Below are 18,300 nucleotides of genomic sequence, written 5' to 3' on the forward strand. Positions count from 1 at the left end.
GATAACTACACACGACCCAAAACACTCTTCCCCTACCCGCCGCTCTTCGGATCTGCCGCCACGGCCGCCGCCGGCCCCGGCGGGGCCGCCGTCCGCACCGTCACCGCCGGCGCCCCCGGCGGCCCGCCGCTGGTGGTGGACGGCCGGGTCCGCCTGGAGGCGACGCTCGGGGACCCGGCCGACAGCGACGAGGCGATCGCCACCGTGCAGCGCCTGCGGCAGGCCGTGCACGCCGTCCCGGGCGCGGACGCGCTGGTCGGCGGGTACACCGCCCAGCAGTACGACACCCGGGTTACCGCCGACCACGACCGCACACTGATCACCCCGGTGGTGCTGCTCTGCGTCCTCGCCGTGCTGGTCCTGCTGCTGCGCTCGCTGCTCGCGCCCGTGCTGCTCGCCGCCACCGTGGGGCTCTCCTACCTGGCGACGCTCGGTGTGAGCGCGGTGGTGTTCCCGCACGTCTTCGGCTTCTCCGCGGTCGACCCGTCGGTGCCGCTCTACGGGTACGTCTTCCTGGTCGCGCTGGGCGTCGACTACAACATCTTCCTGATGACCAGGGTCCGGGAGGAGGCGCTGCGCATCGGCACGAGGGAGGGGGTGCTGCGGGGGCTCACCGCCACCGGCGGGGTGATCACCTCGGCGGGCGTGGTGCTCGCCGCGACCTTCGCCGCGCTGGGGGTGATCCCGCTGGCGTTCCTCGCCCAGATCGCCTTCATCGTGGCCTTCGGCGTGCTGCTGGACACCCTGCTGGTGCGGTCGCTGCTGGTGCCGGCGCTGGTCCGGGACCTCGGCGACCGCGTCTGGTGGCCCGCCCGGATCGGCCGGCCGGCCTCGCGTCCGGCGACGCAGGACCCGACGGTGGAGCGGGTCTGACGGCGGGCCCGTCGGGAGGCGGAACCCCCGGCCGCCCCGGTGCGCGTCCGAGAGCGTGCGCCGGGGCGGCACCGTTAGGCTGAACGGATTGTCACCCCGTACGCCGGGCAACCCCCGTACCGGCTCGTACCCGACCGGAAGAAGAGCCCTTGCCCGAGCAAGAGGAACAGCAGGGGCGGGAGAAGCCGGAGCCCGGCACGGCGCCGACCGGTGACCACCCCTCGGCCGGCGACCGCTCCTCGCCCGGCACCCCGGCGCTCGGCCGGCTGCTCCAGGACCTCGCCTCCGAGATGAACCTGCTCGGCCACGGTTTCGCCGCCGCCAGCGGTCTGCACACCACCGACGTCCAGGCGCTGCTGGCGGTCATGCGGGCCGCGCCCGGGCCGGGCGGCGACCCGGGCGGGATCACCCCCGGGAGGCTCGGCGAGGAACTGGGCCTCAGCTCCGGGGCGGTCACCGCCGTCCTGGACCGGCTGGAGCGGGCCGGACACGTCCGGCGGACCAGGGACGCCGCCGACCGCCGGCTCGTGGTGGTGCACTACCTGCCGGGCGCGGGACGGATGGCGGCCGAGTGGTTCGCGCCGGTCGCGCGCCGTACCGAGGAGGTACGGGGGGAGTTCACCCCGGACGAGCTGGCCGCCGTGGCGCGCTTCCTCGGGCGGATCACCGGCGAGCTGGAGGAGCTGCGGCACTCACGCTGAACGGCCCCCGGCCCTCGGCCCTGCGCGTGTCTCCTTGACGGGTTGAGCTGTTGATCGGATGTGTCTGTTCGGCTGGTGATCAATGACGTGATGTGGGGCCGGATCGAGCCGTTGATGCCGGCTGATCCGGTCCGTGGGCGGCGGTGGGCGGAGCACCGCCGGACCCCGGAGGCCATCGCGTGGAAGTACCGGACCGTGCGCCCCGGAGGGATCTGCCGGAGGAACTCGGCTCGTTCAAGACCGCCCACAAGCGGCTGCTGCGCTGGGCGATCGACGGCCTGGCGATGCGGTGCGACAAGCTCGCCGTCGCATACCAGGCCGCGCTTCACCTCGCGGCCATCCTGATCCGGGTCCGCAGGTGGGCCGTCGGACCCTCGCCGATCGGCCGATGGGGCCGAACCCGCCGACGGAACGCAGGCGTGCGGCCTGGAGTACCCGGCCGGGCCGCACGTCGGCAGATCCTGTGTGGCGTTCGAGGCCGAACGCACCCCACCGCTCTCTTCGCCCACCTCCGAGGCGGGTGCCGCCACCGGCCACGTACCGGCCGGCAGCAGCACCCGCCTCAGGCCGTGCGGATCCGGTCGCGAACCTCCGGCCTCGCCCCGAACCCGGCCGCCTTGTAGGTGGCGACGCCACCGACGTTGGAGCTCGGGGTGCACACCCGGACGCTCGACGAGCCCGCCTCCCGCAGCGCGGCCGCCCCGGCGAGGGTGATCGCCCGGCCGTACCCGCGGCTGCGGTGGGCCGCGTGGACGCCCATCGGCTCGACCAGCCCCGGCCTCCCTGGGCCGGCCGACCAGACCGTGACCACCGCCACCGGCTCGCCCCGCTCGTCGTAGGCGCCCAGGCAGCGGGCGTCGTCGTAGAACGGTCCCGCCGCCATCCGGTGCCAGTACTCGCGCGTGGGCCGCGAGGTGCCGAACGCGGACCGCAGGACCTCCGCGAAGTCCTGTGCCCGCTCGGGGCCGATCGTCTCGATCCGCACGCCGGGGTCCTCCACCGGCTCCGTGAGGTCGCGGAAGAGCGGCGTCCACGGCTCGTCGACGCCCCAGCCCTCCTTGGTCAGCAGGTCGTGCAGCAGCAGGCCCGACGGCGCCTCGATGGCCACCTCCCCCTCCGGCAGCACACCGCGCTCGGGCAGCGAGACGTCCGCGACCAGCCGCCGCGCCAGGTCCTCGTCCCGGAAGGCGTCGGGGGCGACCGTCATCCGCAGCAGCGTCGGGGTGTCCTGCATCCCGACGGCGAGAATCCGTCCGCCCCGGCTCCAGGTCCGCACCACCGCGGCCGTCTCGGGCATTCCGAAGCGGTGGTTCCAGCCGATGTCCCCCGCATGCAGCTGCATCGGCGCTCCGTCGTACTGCCATTCCCGCAGCGCGCCCATGGCCTCGCGCACCCCGGCCACGGCCGGCGTCCCCAGCACAATTGTCATGCCCGGGATCCGACACCCCCGCCCGGGAACCCCGCAACCCATTAACCGCCGCACCGGCCCCACCAAGGAGACAGGCTCTAGCTAGTCCGGCCCCGGCCGGACGGCCGGGGCCGGACGGCGGGCCGGGATCAGCGTGGAGGGGCGATCCGGGCCCCGCCGTCCAGGACGGCCTCCACGGTGACGGCGCTCCGGGCCGGGCGTTCGACGGCGACGGCGCGGTCCGGCGCCGGCCGGTCGGCCGACCAGTCGGGGCCCTTGACGGCGATCCGGGCGGTCCGGCGGCTTCCGGCGGCCAGCAGGTACTCGGTGCCCTGCGGGGAGCGCCACCACGTCCAGCCGACGGTGTCCTGTTCGAACCGGCTGCACGCCCGGCCGGGACCGCCGCCGGTCCGCTGCGCCGTCCTGGCCCCGGGCAGCAGGACGGCGGTCGCGGCGCTGCCCTCGCCGTCCCAGCGGTCGGCGCGCAGGCAGACCCAGGCCGCCGTCCCCGCGTTCTGCGGCAGCTGCTGCACGGCGAAGGTCCAGAGATTGACCTGCCGGACGCCGGGCGTGCCGTCCGGCGCGGCGCACCCGGCGCGCGCCCAGGCCTGGAGCGCGTCCGGGCCGACCGCCTCGCGCGGTGACCCGGCGGGCTGGGTCCGGTCCGGCGGCGGCGTGTAGGTGAGGTGGGCGGGGAGGAGACCGCCGACGTCGGCGAGGAGGAAGGCGTGCTTCTCGGCGATTGCCGGGGAGGAACGCAGTTGGAGCACGGTGGCGCCCTGACAGGTGGCGGTTCCCGGTCCGGCGGCCGGCGGGACGGCGGGGGCGCCGGGCGGTGAGGCCGCCGAAGTACCCGTCGGCCGGGCGGTCGGGGAGACGGCCGGCGCCGTGTCCGGCGCGGACAGCGCCGCGGTCACGCCGTCCGAGCGGTCCACCGGGCGGGCGGGGGAGTCGGGCTGGTCGAGCCGGCGGCTGTCGGCCGCCTCGACCCAGGGCGCGAGCAGGTAGCGGGCGGTGGCGCCCCGGCGGCGCAGCACCACCGCCGCCGTGGTGACCGAGGAGCCGTCCGCCCGGGCGAGGTCCAGCCCGCCGCCGCGGCCGTCGGTCCACCGGGCCAGCGTCCGGCCGTCGAACAGCACCACGACGGCGGCGCTCTCGACGGTGCCGGCGAACAGCAGCTGGGGCGGTCCGGCCGGCGGGGCGGCGACGGTGCCCGGTTCCGCCCGGCGCTGCGGGCCCGGCTGGGCCCAGGCGGTGAGCGCCCGGCCGAGCAGGGCGGCGTCGGCGAGGCGGTCACCCCGGGCGGGCCAGGCGGAGAGGTCGATCCGGGCGGTCCGCCGCCAGCGGTCCGCGGCCACCCGGACCAGCCGGGCCGGGTCGGTCGTCGCGGCCTCGGCCGGTCCGGCCGGGTCGCCCGCGGGTGGGACCGGCAGGGCGCGGGCGGCCGGGGCGCGGTCGGCGGCGGGGGCGCCCAGGACGGCCGCCGTGGTGGTGAGCGCCAGTGCCGCGACGGCGAGCACGGCGCCCAGCGTGCGGCGGCGCCGGATCAGGTCGGTGGGCTGGACGCGGACCGCGCACGGGTCGAAGGCGGCCGGCCCCGCCGTGCCCCCGGCGTCCGCGGCGGACCCGTGCTCGGCGAGCAGCCGGGCGGCCCGGTCCACGGCCCCGTCGGGGTGGTCGACCCCGGCGCGTTGCAGCACCGCGGCGGCGCGGCCCGGGGCGATCCCCTCGACGGCGAGCAGTGCGAACGCGGCGCGGACGGGCGCCCCGGTCTCGGCGAGGGCCCGGTCGAGTGCCGCGTCCTCCTCGCCGCCGGTCGGCGTGAACAGCCGCAGTCCCCAGACCCGTGGCGCCAGCAGCCGGCCCGCGGGGCGCGGGCGCAGGGCGGCGCGCAGCACCGTCAGCCGGAGGGCGTCGTACAGCGGGTCCCCGCCGTCGGCCGTCCCGTCCTTGGCCGTCCCGTCCCCGGCCGTCCCGCCGTCGACCGGGTCGGCACCGGGGGCACCGGGGGTACCGGGCTCGTCGGGGGCACCGGCGGGGTCGACGGGCCGCGTGCGACGGTACGGCAGGGCGTGCTGGACGGCGGTGTGCGCGGCGAGGACCCGGCTGTGCCGGTCCCGGTCGGCCGGCAGGGCGAGGTAGGCGAGCCGGACCAGTCGGCGGTAGTGCCGGACCAGCGCCGCCTCGGCCAGTGCCACCGGTCGAGGGGACGCGTCCGGCCGCCCCTCCCGGCCCGGCTGCGGGTGGCCGTCCGGCTGCGGGTGGGGTCCCGGCCGCACCGGCCTCCCGGGCTGCGGGTCCCGGTCGGGCCGCCGGCTCCCGCCGCGGCCCCCGGTCCCGCCCCGGATGCGGCCCGGCCGCCGGATCCGGTCCGGTCCCGCGGGTTCGTCCGGCCGGGCCGGTCCGCCGGCGTTCCGTCGCAGCAACGTGCCCTCCCGAGCCGTGAGATGGATGGTGGCGGAGGGTCCAACGAGTCGATCATGTGATGGTTGCGCCGATCGGGGGAGCCGTCCGTGCCCGTCCCGCCGGGTGGCGGCTCACCCGCCGTGGCCCTGGGTGCCCTCCACCTGCGCCCGCTCGGTGATCCGGCGCGCCATGCCGCCGAAGACCACGGCGTGGAACGGCGCCACCGACCACCAGTACGCGTGCCCGGCCAGCCCGTGCGGGTGGAACAGCGCCCGCTGCCGGTAGTGGCTGCCGTTCCCGTCGGGACCGACCGACAGCTCCAGCCAGGCGAGGCCGGGCAGCCGCATCTCGGCCCGCAGCCGCAGCAGCCGGCCCGGTACGAGCTCCTCGACCCGCCAGAAGTCCAGCGAGTCGCCGACCCGCAGCCGGTACGGGTCCCGGCGGCCCCGGCGCAGGCCGACCCCGCCGACCAGCCGGTCCAGCCAGCCGCGCAGTGCCCAGCCCAGGGGGAAGGAGTACCAGCCGTTCTCCCCGCCGATGCCCTCCACCACCCGCCAGAGGGCGGCCGGTCCGGCGTCCACCCGGAGCTCCCGGACGTCCTCGTAGAGGCTCCCGCCCGCCCAGTCCGGGTCGGTGGGCAGCGGGTCGCTGGGCGCCCCGGGCAGGGAGGCGGAGGACCAGCGGGTGACGACCTCCGCGTCCTGGATCCGGCGCAGCGCCAGCCGGACCGCCTCGTCGAACCCGGTGGCGCCGCCGGGAGGGTCCGGCAGGTAGCGGACGAGGTCGTGTTCCGCGCAGACCACCTCGTACCGCAGCGACTCCACCAGCGGGCGGGCGATCCGGTTCGGCACCGGCGTGACCAGGCCGACCCAGTGGCTGGAGAGGCGGGGCGTCAGGACCGGCACGGCGACGATCAGCCGCCGCGGCAGCCCGGCGACGGCGGCGTAGCGCTCCATCATCCGGCGGTAGGTCAGGACCTCCGGGCCGCCGATGTCGAACGCCCGGTTCACCTCGGGGGGCAGGGTGGCCGACCCGGTCAGCAGCCGCAGCACGTCCCGGACGGCGATCGGCTGGATCCGGGTGTCCACCCAGCTGGGGGTGACCATCACCGGCAGCCGTTCGGTGAGGTGACGGAGCATCTCGAACGACGCCGAACCGGAGCCGATGATCACGGCGGCCCGCAGCTCGGCCGTCGGTACGCCGCTCTCCCGCAGCATCCGGCCGACCTCGGCGCGCGAGCGCAGGTGCGGAGAGAGCCGGTCGGGGTCCACCCCGGCGGGGACGAGCCCGCCCAGGTAGACGATCCGCCGCACGCCGGCCCGGGCCGCCGCCTGCCCGAAGGCCCGGGCGGCGTCCCGGTCGGTGGCCTCGAAGTCGGGGCCGGTGCCCAGCGAGTGCACCAGGTAGTACGCGACCTCGACGCCGGCGAAGGCGTCCGCGAGGCTCTCCGGCCGGGTGACGTCCCCGGCGACGGCCTCGACCCGGGCCCGCCAGGGGTGGTCGCGCAGCCGGCCCGGGTCGCGGGCCAGGCAGCGGACGGAGTGCCCGGCGGCGAGCAGTTCCGGTACCAGCCGGCCGCCGATGTAGCCGGTGGCGCCGGTGACCAGGCAGAGCCGGCCGGGTGCGCTCCGGCCGCCGTCGGCGGGGTCGGGGGCAGGGTCGGCTGCGTCGGCGGTGGTCCCGCCGTCGACGGGGCCGGTGCCGCCGGTGGATCGCGGGTCGGCGGGGGTGCTGTCGGCGGCGTTCACGGTGGCTCCCGGGAGGGCGGGGACAGGGGTCAGAAGGCGTACCTGACGCGCAACCAGGGCGCGTGCCGCCCGATGAGCGTTCGCAGCTCGTCGAGCGCGGCGGCCTTGGTCCCGAGGCGGTAGCGGACGTTCAGGTCACCGTTCTGCGACCGCTTGGGCTCCTGGAGGGCGGGGCGCCACAGCACCTCCTCGGCCCGGGGGTGCCAGCCGAGGTTGACCTCGTGGAGCGCGCGGTTGTGGGTCAGCATGATGATCTCCGCCGCCGCCTGCGCCTTGACCGCCGCGGGCAGGGTGTCGTCCATCCGGCGCAGCAGCTCGGCCCAGTCGGCCTGCCAGCCGGCGCGCAGCACGACGGGCGACAGGTTGAAGTGCACCTCGTAGCCGGCCGCGAGGAAGTCGCCGGCCGCCGCGATCCGGTCCGGCACGGGTGCGGCGCGGACGTCGAGCAGCCGCGCGTCGGCCGGGGGCATCACCGAGAAGCGGATCCGGGTCCGGCCGCGGGGGTCCAGGTCGAGCAGCGCGGGGTTGACCCACTTGGTGGCGAACGAGGCCTTGGCGGTCGGCCAGTGCCGGAAGGCGCGGACCAGGTCGGCGGTGTTCTCGCAGAGCAGGGCGTCCACCGCGCAGTCGTTGTTCTCCCCGATGTCGTAGACCCAGGCGGCGGGGTCGCACTGGTTGGGTGCGGGCTTGCGGCCCTGGCGCCGGACGTGCCCGGCGAGGTACCCGATGATCCTGTCGATGTTGGTGAACAGCGTGACCGGGTTGGCGTAGCCCTTGCGGCGGGGGACGTAGCAGTACGCGCAGGCCAGGGCGCAGCCGTTGGCGGAGCTGGGCGCGATCCAGTCGGCCGAACGCCCGTTGGGCCGGGCCGCCAGCGACTTCTTCACCCCGAGCACCAGGACCTCCCGCTTGATCCGGGCCCACCGCTCGACGTTGCCGGCGTTGCCGTGCAGGTGCGGGATCTGCCAGTGCGAGGGCACCTCGATCACCTCGGCCTGCGGGAAGCCGGCCAGCACCTCGCGGCCCCGGACGGAGGCGGCGGCCTCGGGCTCGGCGTAGACGTAGCGGATGTCGAAGGGCTGGGACGGCCGGGGCGGCCTGACGGCGGGTGGCACGGGCGGGGACCTCCTGACAGGGTGATGCTGTTCGATCTTCGGAGCCGGCGCCCCCGTGGACGGGTCCGGCCCGGCAGGGTCTGTCCGGTCAGGTCCGCCCGCGCCGTTCGGTCCGCCCGGTGCGGGCCCGCCCGGACGGCCGGTGGCGGGCCGCGGCGGGCCGGACCGCCGTGCGTCCCCTCGGGGCCGGGACGGATCCGCCCGCCGCGTCGCGCCGGGAAGCGGGAAGGCCGTCCCGGAAAGTCGGGGCAATCCACCGGGCGCGCGGCCTCGAAGACCCGGTGCCCCAACCGTACGACCGTCCCGGCCGCCCCCGCGCCGCCTGGGCACTGGAGGAACGATGCCGACCAACCGCCCACCGGGCGGCCAGCCCGTCCGTGCCACGCGACCGGGGGTGGCCGCGTGAGCAGCGTCGTGCCCCTGCCGATGCCCGGACGGCGCGGTCCGGACCTCGGGGATCTGGTGGCCCGGACCGCCCGGGGCGACCAGGACGCCTTCTCGGCCCTCTACGACGCCGTGGCCGGCCCGGTCCTGGGCCTGGTCCGCCGGGTGCTGCGGGACGCGGCACAGTCGGAGGAGGTGGCCCAGGAGGTCCTGCTGGAGGTCTGGCGGACGGCCGCCCGCTACCAGCCGGAGCGCGGCGAGGTGATGACCTGGGTGCTGACCATGGCCCACCGGCGCGCCGTGGACCGGGTGCGTGCGGCCCAGGCGGCGGCCGACCGCGACCGGCGGGCCGCCGCCCGGTCGCACACGCCCGCCTTCGACGAGGTGGCGGAGCAGGTCGAGAACCGGCTGGAGCGCGAGCTGGTCCGGCGCTGCCTGCGCGCGCTCACCGAACTGCAGCGCGAGGCCGTCACGCTCGCCTACTACCGCGGCCTGTCCTACCGCGAGGTGGCCGACCTGCTCGCCGCCCCGCTCGGCACGGTGAAGACCCGGATGCGGGACGGCCTGATCCGCCTCCGCGACTGCTTGGGGGTGGCGTCATGACGACCGGAGCGGACCTTCACACGCTGACCGGCGCCTACGCGGCGCACGCGCTGCCGGATCCGGAGCGCGAGGCCTTCGAGGAACACCTCGCCCGGTGCGCGTCGTGCGCCCAGGAGGTCGCCGAGTTCGCGACCACCCTGGCGCGTCTCGGCGCGGCCGAGACGGTGACCCCGGCGCCGGAGCTCAAGGCGCGGGTGATGAGCGGCATCGGTTCCGTCCGTCAGGTCCCGCCGCCCGCCCGGGCCGCCGTGGCGCGGCCAGGACGGGCCGGTGGGGTGCGCCGCCACTGGCCGAAGCTCGCGCTGGCGGCCTCGGTCGCCGTGGCCGCCACGCTCGGCGGGGTCGCCGTCCACCAGCACGACGAGGCGCGGCAGGCCCGGGCACGGGCCGACCGGCTGGTCGAGCAGCAGGCCGCCCTCGGCTCGCTGTTCACCGCGCCGGACGTCCGGACCACCTCGGCGACGGCGGGGACGGGCAAGGCCACCGTGGTCTGGTCGGAGAGCCGAGGCCGGGCCGGGCTGCTGGCGGCCGGCATGCCCGCGCTGCCGCCGGACCGGACGTACGAGCTCTGGTTCGACGACGCGGGCACCATGCGGCCGGCCGGGCTGTTGCCCGCGGGCACCGGCGCGGTGCTGCTCGACGGTCCGATCGCCGGGGCTGCCGGCGTCGGTGTGACGGTCGAACCCGCCGGAGGCTCGCCGCACCCGACCGGGGCCCCGGTCATGCTGCTGCCGTTCGTCTGACGACGGCCCGGGACCGCCGCCGCCCCGTTCGTCCACGCGGGGCGGCGGCCCTACCCCGCCGCCCGGCCACCGGTCCGGGGCCGGACCGCACCGGTGGCCGCCCGGCGGTCCGGTTCGGCTCCGGTCCCCTGCCGGGCCAATCCGGGCGGGCGGCGGCTCCGAAGCACGGGTGAACCCGACGTCCGGCCGGCCCGGACACGACGGGTGAGCCCGAGAGGACACCAGTGCACATGACCGGAGCAGTCACCCGCAGGACGGCCACCGTGGGACCGCCGCGAACCGGCGACCGCCGGCGGATCGCGGTCGTCGGCGCCGGGGTGGCCGGTCTCACCGCGGCGTACGAGCTCGGGCGCGGCGGCGCCCACGTCGAGCTGTTCGACGCGGCCGACCGGCTCGGCGGCCACGCCCACACCCAGCACGTCAAGGCCCTGGACGGCCGGACCGTGCCGCTCGACACCGGCTTCCTGGTGCACAACCGGCGCACCTACCCCGAGCTGACCCGGCTCTTCGCCGAACTCGGCGTCCGCACGCGCGAGAGCGACATGAGCATGTCCGTCCGGTGCGGGGGCTGCGGCCTGGAGTACGCCGGAGCGCGCGGCCCGGCCGGTCTGCTGGCCCAGCCCGGCAGCCTGCTGCGCGGCCGCTACCTGAGGATGCTCGCCGAGATCCCGCTCTTCCACCGCCGGGCCCGCCGCCTGCTCGCCGGCCCGCCCGGCGACGAGCCGACCCTCGCCGAGTTCCTCCACCGGGGCGGCTTCACCGGCTACTTCGCCGCCCACTTCATGCGCCCGCTGGTCTCGTCGGTCTGGTCCTGCGCCCCGGACCTCGCGGGCGACTACCCGGCCCGCTACCTCTTCACCTTCCTCGACAACCACGGCCTGCTCGGCGTCACCGGCTCCCCGACCTGGCGCACCGTCGTCGGCGGCTCGCACACCTACGTCGACCGGATCGCCGAACGCACCGCCGCCGTCCACCGCGGCGCGCCCGTCCGCGCCGTCCACCGCCACCCCGACGGCGTCACCGTCACCACCGAGGACGGACGCCGCACCGAGGCCGACGCCGTGGTCGTCGCCACCCACGCCGACCAGGCGCTGCGCCTGCTCGGCGACCCGACCCCGGCCGAGAGCCGCGTGCTCGGCGCGTTCCGCTACTCCCGCAACCCCACCGTGCTCCACCGCGACGCCGGGCACCTGCCCCGCGCCGTCTGGGCCCGCGCCTCCTGGAACTACCTGACGCCCGACTGCCACGGCCGCTCCGGGACGGCCCGGGTCAGCTACCACCTCAACCGCCTGCTCGGACTCGACACCCCCGAGGACTACCTGGTCACCCTCAACGAGGACCTGCACCAGCCCGTCCCGGAGGCCCTCGTCGTCTCCCGGACGGTCTACGAGCACCCCCTCTACACGACCGAAACCGTCGCCGCCCAGCGCCGGCTGCCCGAGCTCACCACCGCCCGCACCGCCTACGCCGGCGCCTACCACGGCTGGGGATTCCACGAGGACGGCTGCCGCTCCGGGCTCGCCGCGGCCCGCGCCCTGCTCGGGGCGGCGGCGCCGTGACCGGGCCCGCCCGCACCCGCCCGGCGGAGCCCCGCCCCGGTGCCGCCGCCGTCCCGCTGCCCGGGCCCTGGGGCGCCGCCCTGTACGAGTGCCGCATCACCCACGTCCGGACCACCCCGCTCCGGCACGCCTTCCACCACCGGACCCGTCTGTGGCTCACCGACCTCGACCACCCGCCCCGGATCCCCGCACCGCTGCGCCCCCTGGCCGCGATCCGCGCCGCCGACCACCCCGGCGACCCCCGGCACGGCCTGCGCCGCACCCTGGACGCCTACCTCGCCGGCCGGGGGATCCACCTCGACGGCGGGCAGGTACTGATGCTCACCCAGGCCCGCTCGCTCGGCCACGTCTTCAACCCGCTCACCGTCTACTGGTGCCGTGACCGGACCGGCCGCCCGGTCTGCACCGTCGCCGAGGTGCGCAACACCTACGGGCAGGCCCACCGCTACCTGCTGCGCCCCGACCAGGACGGCACCGCGACCGCCGCCAAGGAGTTCCACGTCTCGCCGTTCTTCCCCGTCGACGGCGCCTACCGGCTGCACCTGCCGGAACCGGACGAACGGCTCCGCCTCACCGTCCACCTCGATCTGCCCGCCGGCCGTGCGTTCACCGCCACCGTGCGGGGCACCCGCGCCCCCGCGACCGCGTGGACGGTCCTGCGCGCCGCCCTCCGGCACCCGCTGGCCACCTACGCGGTCAGCGCGCACATCCGGTTCCAGGGCATCCGGCTGCTGCTGCGGGGACTGCCCGTCCACCCGCGTCCGGACCGCCCCGGGCCGCCCGCCCACCGACCCGACCGACGAGAGGCGCACCTGCCGTGACCGCCCCTGCCCACCCACCCGCCGTCCGGCCCGCGGCCGTCGACCCGCTCCGCTGGCCGGACGTCGCCGCCCGCCCGCACAGCCCGGTGCGAGCCGCCGTCGCCGGCCGGCTGCTCCGCCGGGCCGCCCGGCTGCGCGGCGTGCGCGTCGACCTGCCCGGCGGCCGCCTGCCGGTCCCGGCGCCGCGGGACGCCCCGGTCCTGCGGCTGCACCACCCCGAGGCCTTCCTGCACCGGATCGGTGCCGCCGGGCTGATCGGCTTCGGCGAGTCCTACCAGGCCGGGGAGTGGGACTCGCCCGACCTGGTCCGGCTGCTCACGGCGCTCGCCGCCGACCCCGCCGCCCTGGTCCCGCCCGGCACCGCCCTGCTGCGGCCCCTGGTGTGCCGGCGCCGGCCGGCCCACGACCTCGGCACCGCCGACAACGCGCGGCAGAACGTCCACCGCCACTACGACCTCTCCAACGACCTCTTCGCGCTCTTCCTCGACCCGACCATGACCTACTCCTCGGCGCTCTTCCCCACCGGTCCCGACGGCGCCCCGCACGCCACCCGGCCGGACCTCCCGGCGGCCCAGCACCGGAAGATCGACCGGCTGCTCGACCTGGCGGCCGTCGGGCCGGGCAGCCGGGTCCTGGAGATCGGCACGGGCTGGGGCGAACTGGCCCTGCGCGCCGCCGCCCGCGGCGCCACGGTCGTCAGCCTGACCCTCTCCCGGGAACAGCTGGTGCTCGCCCGCCACCGGATCGCCGCGGCCGGGCTCGCCGACCGGGCCGAGGTGCGGCTGTGCGACTACCGCGAGGCCGAGGGCCGGTACGACGCGGTGGTCAGCGTCGAGATGGTCGAGGCGGTCGGGAGGCGGTTCTGGCCGGACTACTTCCGCGCCCTCGACCGCGCCCTCGTGCCGGGCGGCCGGGCCGCCGTCCAGTCGATCACCATGCCGCACGAGCGGATGACGGCCGCCGCCGACACCTACACCTGGATCCTCAAGTACGTCTTCCCCGGCGGGCTGATCCCCTCGGTCCGGGCCCTGGGCGAGGCGGCGGCCGGCCACAGCAGACTGCTGCTGGCCGACTCCACGGGCTTCGGCCCGCACTACGCCGAGACGCTGCGGCTCTGGCGCGAGCGGTTCACGGACCGGGCCGCGGAGGTGGCAGACCTCGGCTTCGACGAGGTGTTCCGGCGGACGTGGGAGTTCTACCTGGCCTACTCGGAGGCCGGCTTCCGCAGCGGCTACCTCGACGTGCGGCAGCTGCTCTTCACCCGGCCCGGCGAGGTCCCGCCGCCGCGCCGGGAGGCCGGGGCCGACCGATGAACGCGGCGGCCTCCCAGGGCGCCGCCGGCCTCGGGGACCTGCCGGCCTTCGCGGTCGGTACCGCCGGCGCGGCCGGTGCGGCGCTCGCGGTCATGGCCGTCGCCGCCGCGGTCGGGATCCGGACCGGCCGGCACCGCGTGGTGGACGTCGCCTGGGGCCTCGCCTTCACCGCCGTCGCCCTCACCTGCTTCGGCCTCTCGGCCGGCCACGGCGATCCGGTACGGCGGGCTCTGGCGGCCGGACTCACCACCGTCTGGGGCGTCCGGCTGGCCGTCCACCTCGCCCGCCGCGCCCGTGGCGCACCGGAGGACCCGCGCTACGAGCGGATGCTCGGTCGGGTCCCGGCCGAGCGCCGCACCGGCTACGCGCTGCGCAAGGTCTACCTCCTCCAGGCGGCCCTGGTCTGGTTCGTCTCGTTGCCGGTGCAGGCGGCCGGGTACCTCCCGGGACCACCCGGGCCGGTGGTCTGGGCCGGCGCCGCCCTGTGGGCGGTCGGCCTGGCCTTCGAGGCGGTCGGCGACCACCAGCTCGCCCGGTTCCGCGCGGACCCCGCCAACCGCGGCCGGATCATGGACCGGGGACTGTGGGGCTGGACGAGGCACCCGAACTACTTCGGCGACGCGTGCGTCTGGTGGGGCCTGTTCCTGCTCGGCGCCGACACGGCCGTCGGCTGGGCGTTCACGGGCAGCCCGCTGCTGATGACCTGGCTGCTGGCCTACGGCAGCGGGCGGCCGATGCTGGAGCGGCAGCTCGGCGCCTCGAAGCCGGGCTGGGCCGCGTACGCCGCCCGGACCAGCTCCTTCCTGCCGCGCCCGCCGCGGCGGACCCGGCCGCCCGGACCGGCGCGCTGACGGATCCGGGCCGGAAGCAGGCCCCGCTTCCGGCCCGTTCGGGGTACGTTCGATGGCAGGGCCATTGGTCCCCGGCTGTCAGCCCCTTGGCCCCTGGCGGTTCCCCCGCCCGGGGGAGATGCTCCAGGTGTACCGGCCGGACGTCCGGCTGTCCGGCCGAACGACGCTCGTGGACGAGGTGAACCGGCGTGCACCACGCCAACGTCGCATCAGTGATGACCACCCCCGTGGTCCGGATCGCCCCCGAGACCGGCTTCCGGGAGATCGTCGCGCTGCTGACCGAGTACGACATCACCGGTGTGCCGGTGGTGGACGGGGACGGCCGGCCGCTCGGCATCGTCTCCGAGGCGGACCTGCTGCTCACCCTGGCCGCGCAGGAGGACCAGGGCAGCCTGCTGCCGCCCCCCGGGTTCTCCCGCACCGGTCCCGGCGGCGCGGTGACGGCCGTCGACCTGATGACCGGCCCCGCCGTCTGCACGACCCCCGACACCAGCGTGGTCGCGGCGGCCCGGCTGATGAGCCGGCACGGCGTGAAGCGCCTGCCGGTGCTGGACGAGGACGGCCGGGTCTTCGGGATGGTCAGCCGGGGCGACCTGCTCCGGGTCTTCCTGCGCGAGGACCGGGTGATCCGCCGGGAGATCGTCGAGGAGGTGCTGGGCGTGGTCGAGGGCGTCAGCCCGGCCGAGGTCGGCATCGAGGTGGACCAGGGCCGGGTGGTGCTCAGCGGCACCGTGCCGGAGCCGCACCTCATCCCGATCGTGCTGAACCTGTGCCGCTCGGTCGACGGCGTCGTCTCGGTCACCGACCGGTTGAGCGCCGAGACCTTCGGCGGCGAGCCGGCGAACGGTGAATCCGCCGGGGACGAGCCCTCCGGGGAGCCGTCGGTCGGCGACGGGCCCTTCGGTGGCGGATCCGTGTCCGCCGGTAGGGGCGTGCGCGGTGGCAACGCGCGCGGTAGTGGTGCGCCCACGCCCGTCGGCTGATCCCGTGCGCCGGCGCACCCGGCCCGCCCCGCCCCGACCGGGGGGCGCCAGGTCTGGACCCGGAGCCTCCGGTTCGCATACTGCGCTTCGTGCCGGGTAAATCACTCTCCGTGTGCGGCGGTATCCGGCCGCCGCGCCGCCGGGGCACCGGGGAGGCAGCCGTGGCCGTCGTGTTCGACGCCGACTTCACATCGACCAGCCAGTGGATCGCGGGCCGCAGCAGCGCCTATCCCCGGATGGGGCCGACCAACCGGGGCGATCACAAACTCGACTTCCTCAGCCGCGCCCACTGCCCCGGAGGGGTGTTCGCCGCCACCCGGCGGCACGGCGGTGACCTGTGGACCTGCAACCTGCTGACCACCGAGGGGAGTCCGGAGGGATTCCAGGCCCGCACCGGTGACACCCTCACCGCGCGGGTCACCCTGCCCGTCGAGCTGGGCGCCTGGCCCGCGATCTGGACCTGGCGGGAGGGTGGCAGCGAGGTGGACGTCTTCGAGTACCACCCGAACCACCCCGACCTGCTGGAGATCTCCAACCACGTCCGGGGCGGGTACCGGTACTGGCACGGCGCCGACGCCGGGATAGCCCCCGGCGCGACCTTCGACCTGCGGACCGTCTTCGGCGCCCACTCGGTGGACTGGTTCGTCGACGGCACGCTCATCCACGCCGACCGGCGCGGTGTCGGGCCGAACTGGCACGCCTTCCTGATCGTCAACCTCTCGGTCGCGGACGGGACCTACCACGACCGGCCGCCGGTCCTCGGGCCGGACCGGCTCAGCTGGGTCTGCCACAGCCTCCGCGTCGAGCGCTGAGCGGCGAGCGCCGAAACGGCGAGGCGGTGAAGCGGCGGGCGTCGAGCCGTGCCGCGAGGCGTCGGGCGGTGCCGCGAGGCGTCGGGAGGCGTCGTCCGCGCGTCAGTACTCGGGCGGGAACATCGCCGTGATCAGGCCGCGCGGGCCCGAGCGCTGGAACCAGACCACCCGGCGGTACGGGCCGATGTACGCCGGGTACGCGACGTACAGATCGTCCCGCGGGGCTCCCTCGTTGCCGGGCGCGAGCGCGGCGTCGACCGCGTCGGCGGCGATGGTGCGCAGCAGTGCGTGCGCCGTCGGGGCCGCCGCGGCGGGTGCGATGGCGAGGGCGGTGAGTTCGAACCAGAGCGCGGTGGAGACGTAGCTGACGGGGGAGTGGCGCAGGGTCGGGTGCGGCTGCGGGTCCTGGTAGCGGAGCAGCACCCCGGCCGCGACCTGGCGCTCGCGGTCGTCGGCCGGTGGGTGGTGGTTCATGGGTTGCCACGCTACCCCTCCGGGCCCGGGCGGGCAGCGCCCCGGCGGTGGCGGTGGCGGTGGGTGACGGGTGTGCCGGCATGCCGACGGGCCCGCCGCACTCGCGTGCGGCGGGCCCGTCCCGTTCCCGGCGTCCCGTTCCCTGCGTCACCGCGTTTCGCGGCGGTGTGCCCCGGGGGCTGCGGCGCCTCTGGGTGTCGGCGCTCCGGGGCCCCGTTGCGGAGGCTCCGCCCGGCTACTCGACGACGAGCTCGACCGGGATGTTGCCGCGGGTGGCGCGGGAGTAGGGGCAGACCTCGTGCGCCTGCTTCACCAGCAGCTCGCCGGTCTCGCCCGCCAGCGAGTCGGGCAGCTCGACCCGGAGGACCACCGAGAGGCCGAACCCGGCGCCGTCCTTGCCGATGGAGACCTCGGCCGTCACCGAGACCTCGCCGGTGTCGACCCGCGACTGCCGGCCGACCAGGCCCAGCGCGCTCGCGAAGCAGGCGGCGTAGCCGGCGGCGAACAGCTGCTCCGGGTTGGTGCCCTCGCCGTTGCCGCCGAGCGCGGGCGGCATGGCCAGGGCGAGGTCCAGCCGGCCGTCGGAGCTGACGGTGCGGCCCTCCCGGCCGTTCGCGGTGGCGGCTGCGGTGTAGAGCGCGTCCATGGTCCGTTCCTTCCGTCCTGCTGTGGTCGGTGTCTTCGGTGTCCCGGTGTCGGGTCGGCCGCCGTTTCCGGGCGTCCCGACGAGGACAAGTAGAGCACGCAATTAAGTTGCGCACAACTCAATGGCGTAGGAGGCATCGCTACCATGGAGGCATGACCACGCTCCCCGACCGGCCGGACGCCGAGTTGCTCCGCCTCGACCAGCAGATCTGCTTCTCGCTGAACGCGGCCTCGCGCGCCTTCGGCGGCGTCTACCGGGTGCTGCTCAAGGACCTCGGGCTCACCTACCCGCAGTACCTGGTCATGCTCGTCCTCTGGGAACAGGGCGAGCTGCCCGTCAAACGGATCGGCGAGCACCTCCGGCTGGACTCGGGCACCCTGTCCCCGCTCCTCAAGCGGCTGGAGGCGGCCGGCCTGGTGCGCCGCGAGCGCAGCCCGGAGGACGAGCGATCGGTCACCGTCAGCCTCACCGAGGACGGCGCCGCCCTGCGCGAGCGGGCCGGCCAGGTGCCGCGCCGCCTCCTCACCGCGACCGGCCTTCCGGTCGACGACCTCGCCGAACTCCGGGCCCTGCTCGACCGGGTCACCGTCGCCCTCGACGCGGCCGTTCCCGACCTGACCGAGGGGTGACCCAGGGCTGACCGGCACCGACGTCCGGCACCGACGTCCGACCGGCCGCCGCAGTCCGGCCGGGCTGCGGCGGCCGGTCGCCGCAGCCGGGTGCGGGCGCACGGCAGCGGGGCCCCCCCGGGGGGGGGCGGGCGGGGGCCGCGGTGGGGGGGGGGGGGGCACCCGGGGCGGTCGGCGTAGGTCCCCGGCACGGGCCACAACCCCTAGTGCGGCGCCCTCAAGAACGGCGCG

17 protein-coding genes and 1 pseudogene are annotated in these 18,300 nt (G+C 76.5%); 12 read left to right on the forward strand and 6 right to left on the reverse strand.

The features are described from left to right. From ABZY91_RS37195 to ABZY91_RS37205, 3 genes and pseudogenes are all read left to right on the forward strand, one after another. Positions 1–873, forward strand: an 873-nt coding sequence (locus tag ABZY91_RS37195) for an MMPL family transporter (protein ID WP_355408071.1), incomplete at its 5' end; no start/stop codon positions are given. Positions 874–1,022: 149 nt separating this feature from the next. Then, positions 1,023–1,574, forward strand: coding sequence for a MarR family winged helix-turn-helix transcriptional regulator (locus ABZY91_RS37200; protein ID WP_355408073.1), 552 nt, complete (start codon positions 1,023–1,025; stop codon positions 1,572–1,574). 60 nt (positions 1,575–1,634) lie between these two features. Beyond that, positions 1,635–1,852, forward strand: a pseudogene (locus ABZY91_RS37205) (transposase); the annotation flags it as partial. Positions 1,853–2,136: 284 nt separating this feature from the next. Here ABZY91_RS37205 and ABZY91_RS37210 read toward each other — a convergent pair. The 4 genes from ABZY91_RS37210 to ABZY91_RS37225 all read right to left on the reverse strand — a co-directional run bounded on the left by ABZY91_RS37210 (position 2,137) and on the right by ABZY91_RS37225 (position 8,251). Then, entirely contained in the window at positions 2,137–3,003 is an 867-nt protein-coding gene (locus tag ABZY91_RS37210; protein WP_355408075.1) for a GNAT family N-acetyltransferase, read from the reverse strand. A gap of 128 nt (positions 3,004–3,131) precedes the next feature. Continuing rightward, positions 3,132–5,180: a hypothetical protein gene (locus ABZY91_RS37215; RefSeq protein WP_355408077.1), complete on the reverse strand. Its 2,049-nt coding sequence runs from the start codon at positions 5,178–5,180 to the stop codon at positions 3,132–3,134. Positions 5,181–5,519: 339 nt separating this feature from the next. After that, positions 5,520–6,995, reverse strand: coding sequence for an SDR family oxidoreductase (locus ABZY91_RS37220; RefSeq protein ID WP_355408093.1), 1,476 nt, complete (start codon positions 6,993–6,995; stop codon positions 5,520–5,522). A 170-nt stretch (positions 6,996–7,165) separates the two neighbouring features. Next, a complete protein-coding gene (locus ABZY91_RS37225) occupies positions 7,166–8,251 on the reverse strand; it encodes a spore photoproduct lyase family protein (RefSeq protein WP_355408079.1) in 1,086 nt (361 codons plus the stop codon). A gap of 426 nt (positions 8,252–8,677) precedes the next feature. Between ABZY91_RS37225 and sigK the strand changes: the two genes are divergently transcribed. The 8 genes from sigK (at position 8,678) to ABZY91_RS37265 (ending at position 16,320) form a co-directional block, all read left to right on the forward strand. Beyond that, a complete protein-coding gene (gene sigK, locus ABZY91_RS37230) occupies positions 8,678–9,238 on the forward strand; it encodes an ECF RNA polymerase sigma factor SigK (RefSeq protein WP_355408095.1) in 561 nt (186 codons plus the stop codon). After that, positions 9,235–9,981 (forward strand): anti-sigma factor, encoded by a 747-nt coding sequence (locus ABZY91_RS37235; RefSeq protein ID WP_355408081.1) that lies wholly within the window; start codon positions 9,235–9,237, stop codon positions 9,979–9,981. Before sigK ends, ABZY91_RS37235 begins: the two co-directional genes overlap by 4 nt. A gap of 230 nt (positions 9,982–10,211) precedes the next feature. Continuing rightward, on the forward strand, positions 10,212–11,540 hold the full coding sequence (locus ABZY91_RS37240) for an FAD-dependent oxidoreductase (RefSeq protein ID WP_329952814.1): 1,329 nt from the start codon (positions 10,212–10,214) through the stop codon (positions 11,538–11,540). Between the two features lie 56 nt (positions 11,541–11,596). Further along, positions 11,597–12,361: a DUF1365 domain-containing protein gene (locus ABZY91_RS37245; protein ID WP_355408097.1), complete on the forward strand. Its 765-nt coding sequence runs from the start codon at positions 11,597–11,599 to the stop codon at positions 12,359–12,361. Then, a complete protein-coding gene (locus ABZY91_RS37250; protein WP_355408083.1) occupies positions 12,358–13,674 on the forward strand; it encodes a cyclopropane-fatty-acyl-phospholipid synthase family protein in 1,317 nt (438 codons plus the stop codon). Before ABZY91_RS37245 ends, ABZY91_RS37250 begins: the two co-directional genes overlap by 4 nt. Next, positions 13,671–14,525, forward strand: coding sequence for a DUF1295 domain-containing protein (locus ABZY91_RS37255; RefSeq protein ID WP_355408085.1), 855 nt, complete (start codon positions 13,671–13,673; stop codon positions 14,523–14,525). Before ABZY91_RS37250 ends, ABZY91_RS37255 begins: the two co-directional genes overlap by 4 nt. Positions 14,526–14,713: 188 nt before the next feature. Further along, positions 14,714–15,508 (forward strand): CBS domain-containing protein, encoded by a 795-nt coding sequence (locus ABZY91_RS37260; protein WP_355408087.1) that lies wholly within the window; start codon positions 14,714–14,716, stop codon positions 15,506–15,508. A gap of 161 nt (positions 15,509–15,669) precedes the next feature. Next, the gene (locus ABZY91_RS37265) at positions 15,670–16,320 is read left to right on the forward strand and encodes a beta-glucanase (protein ID WP_329952810.1); all 651 of its coding nucleotides are present in this window, start codon (positions 15,670–15,672) and stop codon (positions 16,318–16,320) included. Positions 16,321–16,422: 102 nt separating this feature from the next. Here the strand turns inward: ABZY91_RS37265 and ABZY91_RS37270 are convergent, their stop codons facing one another. Together ABZY91_RS37270 and ABZY91_RS37275 are read right to left on the reverse strand one after the other, a co-directional pair. Next, the gene (locus tag ABZY91_RS37270; RefSeq protein ID WP_355408089.1) at positions 16,423–16,794 is read right to left on the reverse strand and encodes a hypothetical protein; all 372 of its coding nucleotides are present in this window, start codon (positions 16,792–16,794) and stop codon (positions 16,423–16,425) included. Positions 16,795–17,029: 235 nt separating this feature from the next. Then, entirely contained in the window at positions 17,030–17,440 is a 411-nt protein-coding gene (locus ABZY91_RS37275) for an organic hydroperoxide resistance protein (RefSeq protein WP_329881137.1), read from the reverse strand. A gap of 152 nt (positions 17,441–17,592) precedes the next feature. Between ABZY91_RS37275 and ABZY91_RS37280 the strand changes: the two genes are divergently transcribed. Beyond that, entirely contained in the window at positions 17,593–18,069 is a 477-nt protein-coding gene (locus tag ABZY91_RS37280) for a MarR family transcriptional regulator (protein ID WP_355408091.1), read from the forward strand. Positions 18,070–18,300 lie beyond the last annotated feature (231 nt).

Source organism: Kitasatospora sp. NPDC002965, from assembly GCF_040611255.1.
In the GTDB taxonomy this organism is placed as follows: Bacteria; Actinomycetota; Actinomycetes; order Streptomycetales; family Streptomycetaceae; genus Kitasatospora.

Coding starts and splice junctions, on each gene's coding strand:
- ABZY91_RS37240 (WP_329952814.1), top strand. CDS start 10,212: ATGACCGGAGCAGTCACCCGCAGGACGGCCACCGTGGGACCGCCGCGA.
- sigK (WP_355408095.1), top strand. CDS start 8,678: ATGCCCGGACGGCGCGGTCCGGACCTCGGGGATCTGGTGGCCCGGACC.
- ABZY91_RS37235 (WP_355408081.1), top strand. CDS start 9,235: ATGACGACCGGAGCGGACCTTCACACGCTGACCGGCGCCTACGCGGCG.
- ABZY91_RS37275 (WP_329881137.1), bottom strand. CDS start 17,440: ATGGACGCGCTCTACACCGCAGCCGCCACCGCGAACGGCCGGGAGGGC.
- ABZY91_RS37255 (WP_355408085.1), top strand. CDS start 13,671: ATGAACGCGGCGGCCTCCCAGGGCGCCGCCGGCCTCGGGGACCTGCCG.
- ABZY91_RS37210 (WP_355408075.1), bottom strand. CDS start 3,003: ATGACAATTGTGCTGGGGACGCCGGCCGTGGCCGGGGTGCGCGAGGCC.
- ABZY91_RS37270 (WP_355408089.1), bottom strand. CDS start 16,794: ATGAACCACCACCCACCGGCCGACGACCGCGAGCGCCAGGTCGCGGCC.
- ABZY91_RS37280 (WP_355408091.1), top strand. CDS start 17,593: ATGACCACGCTCCCCGACCGGCCGGACGCCGAGTTGCTCCGCCTCGAC.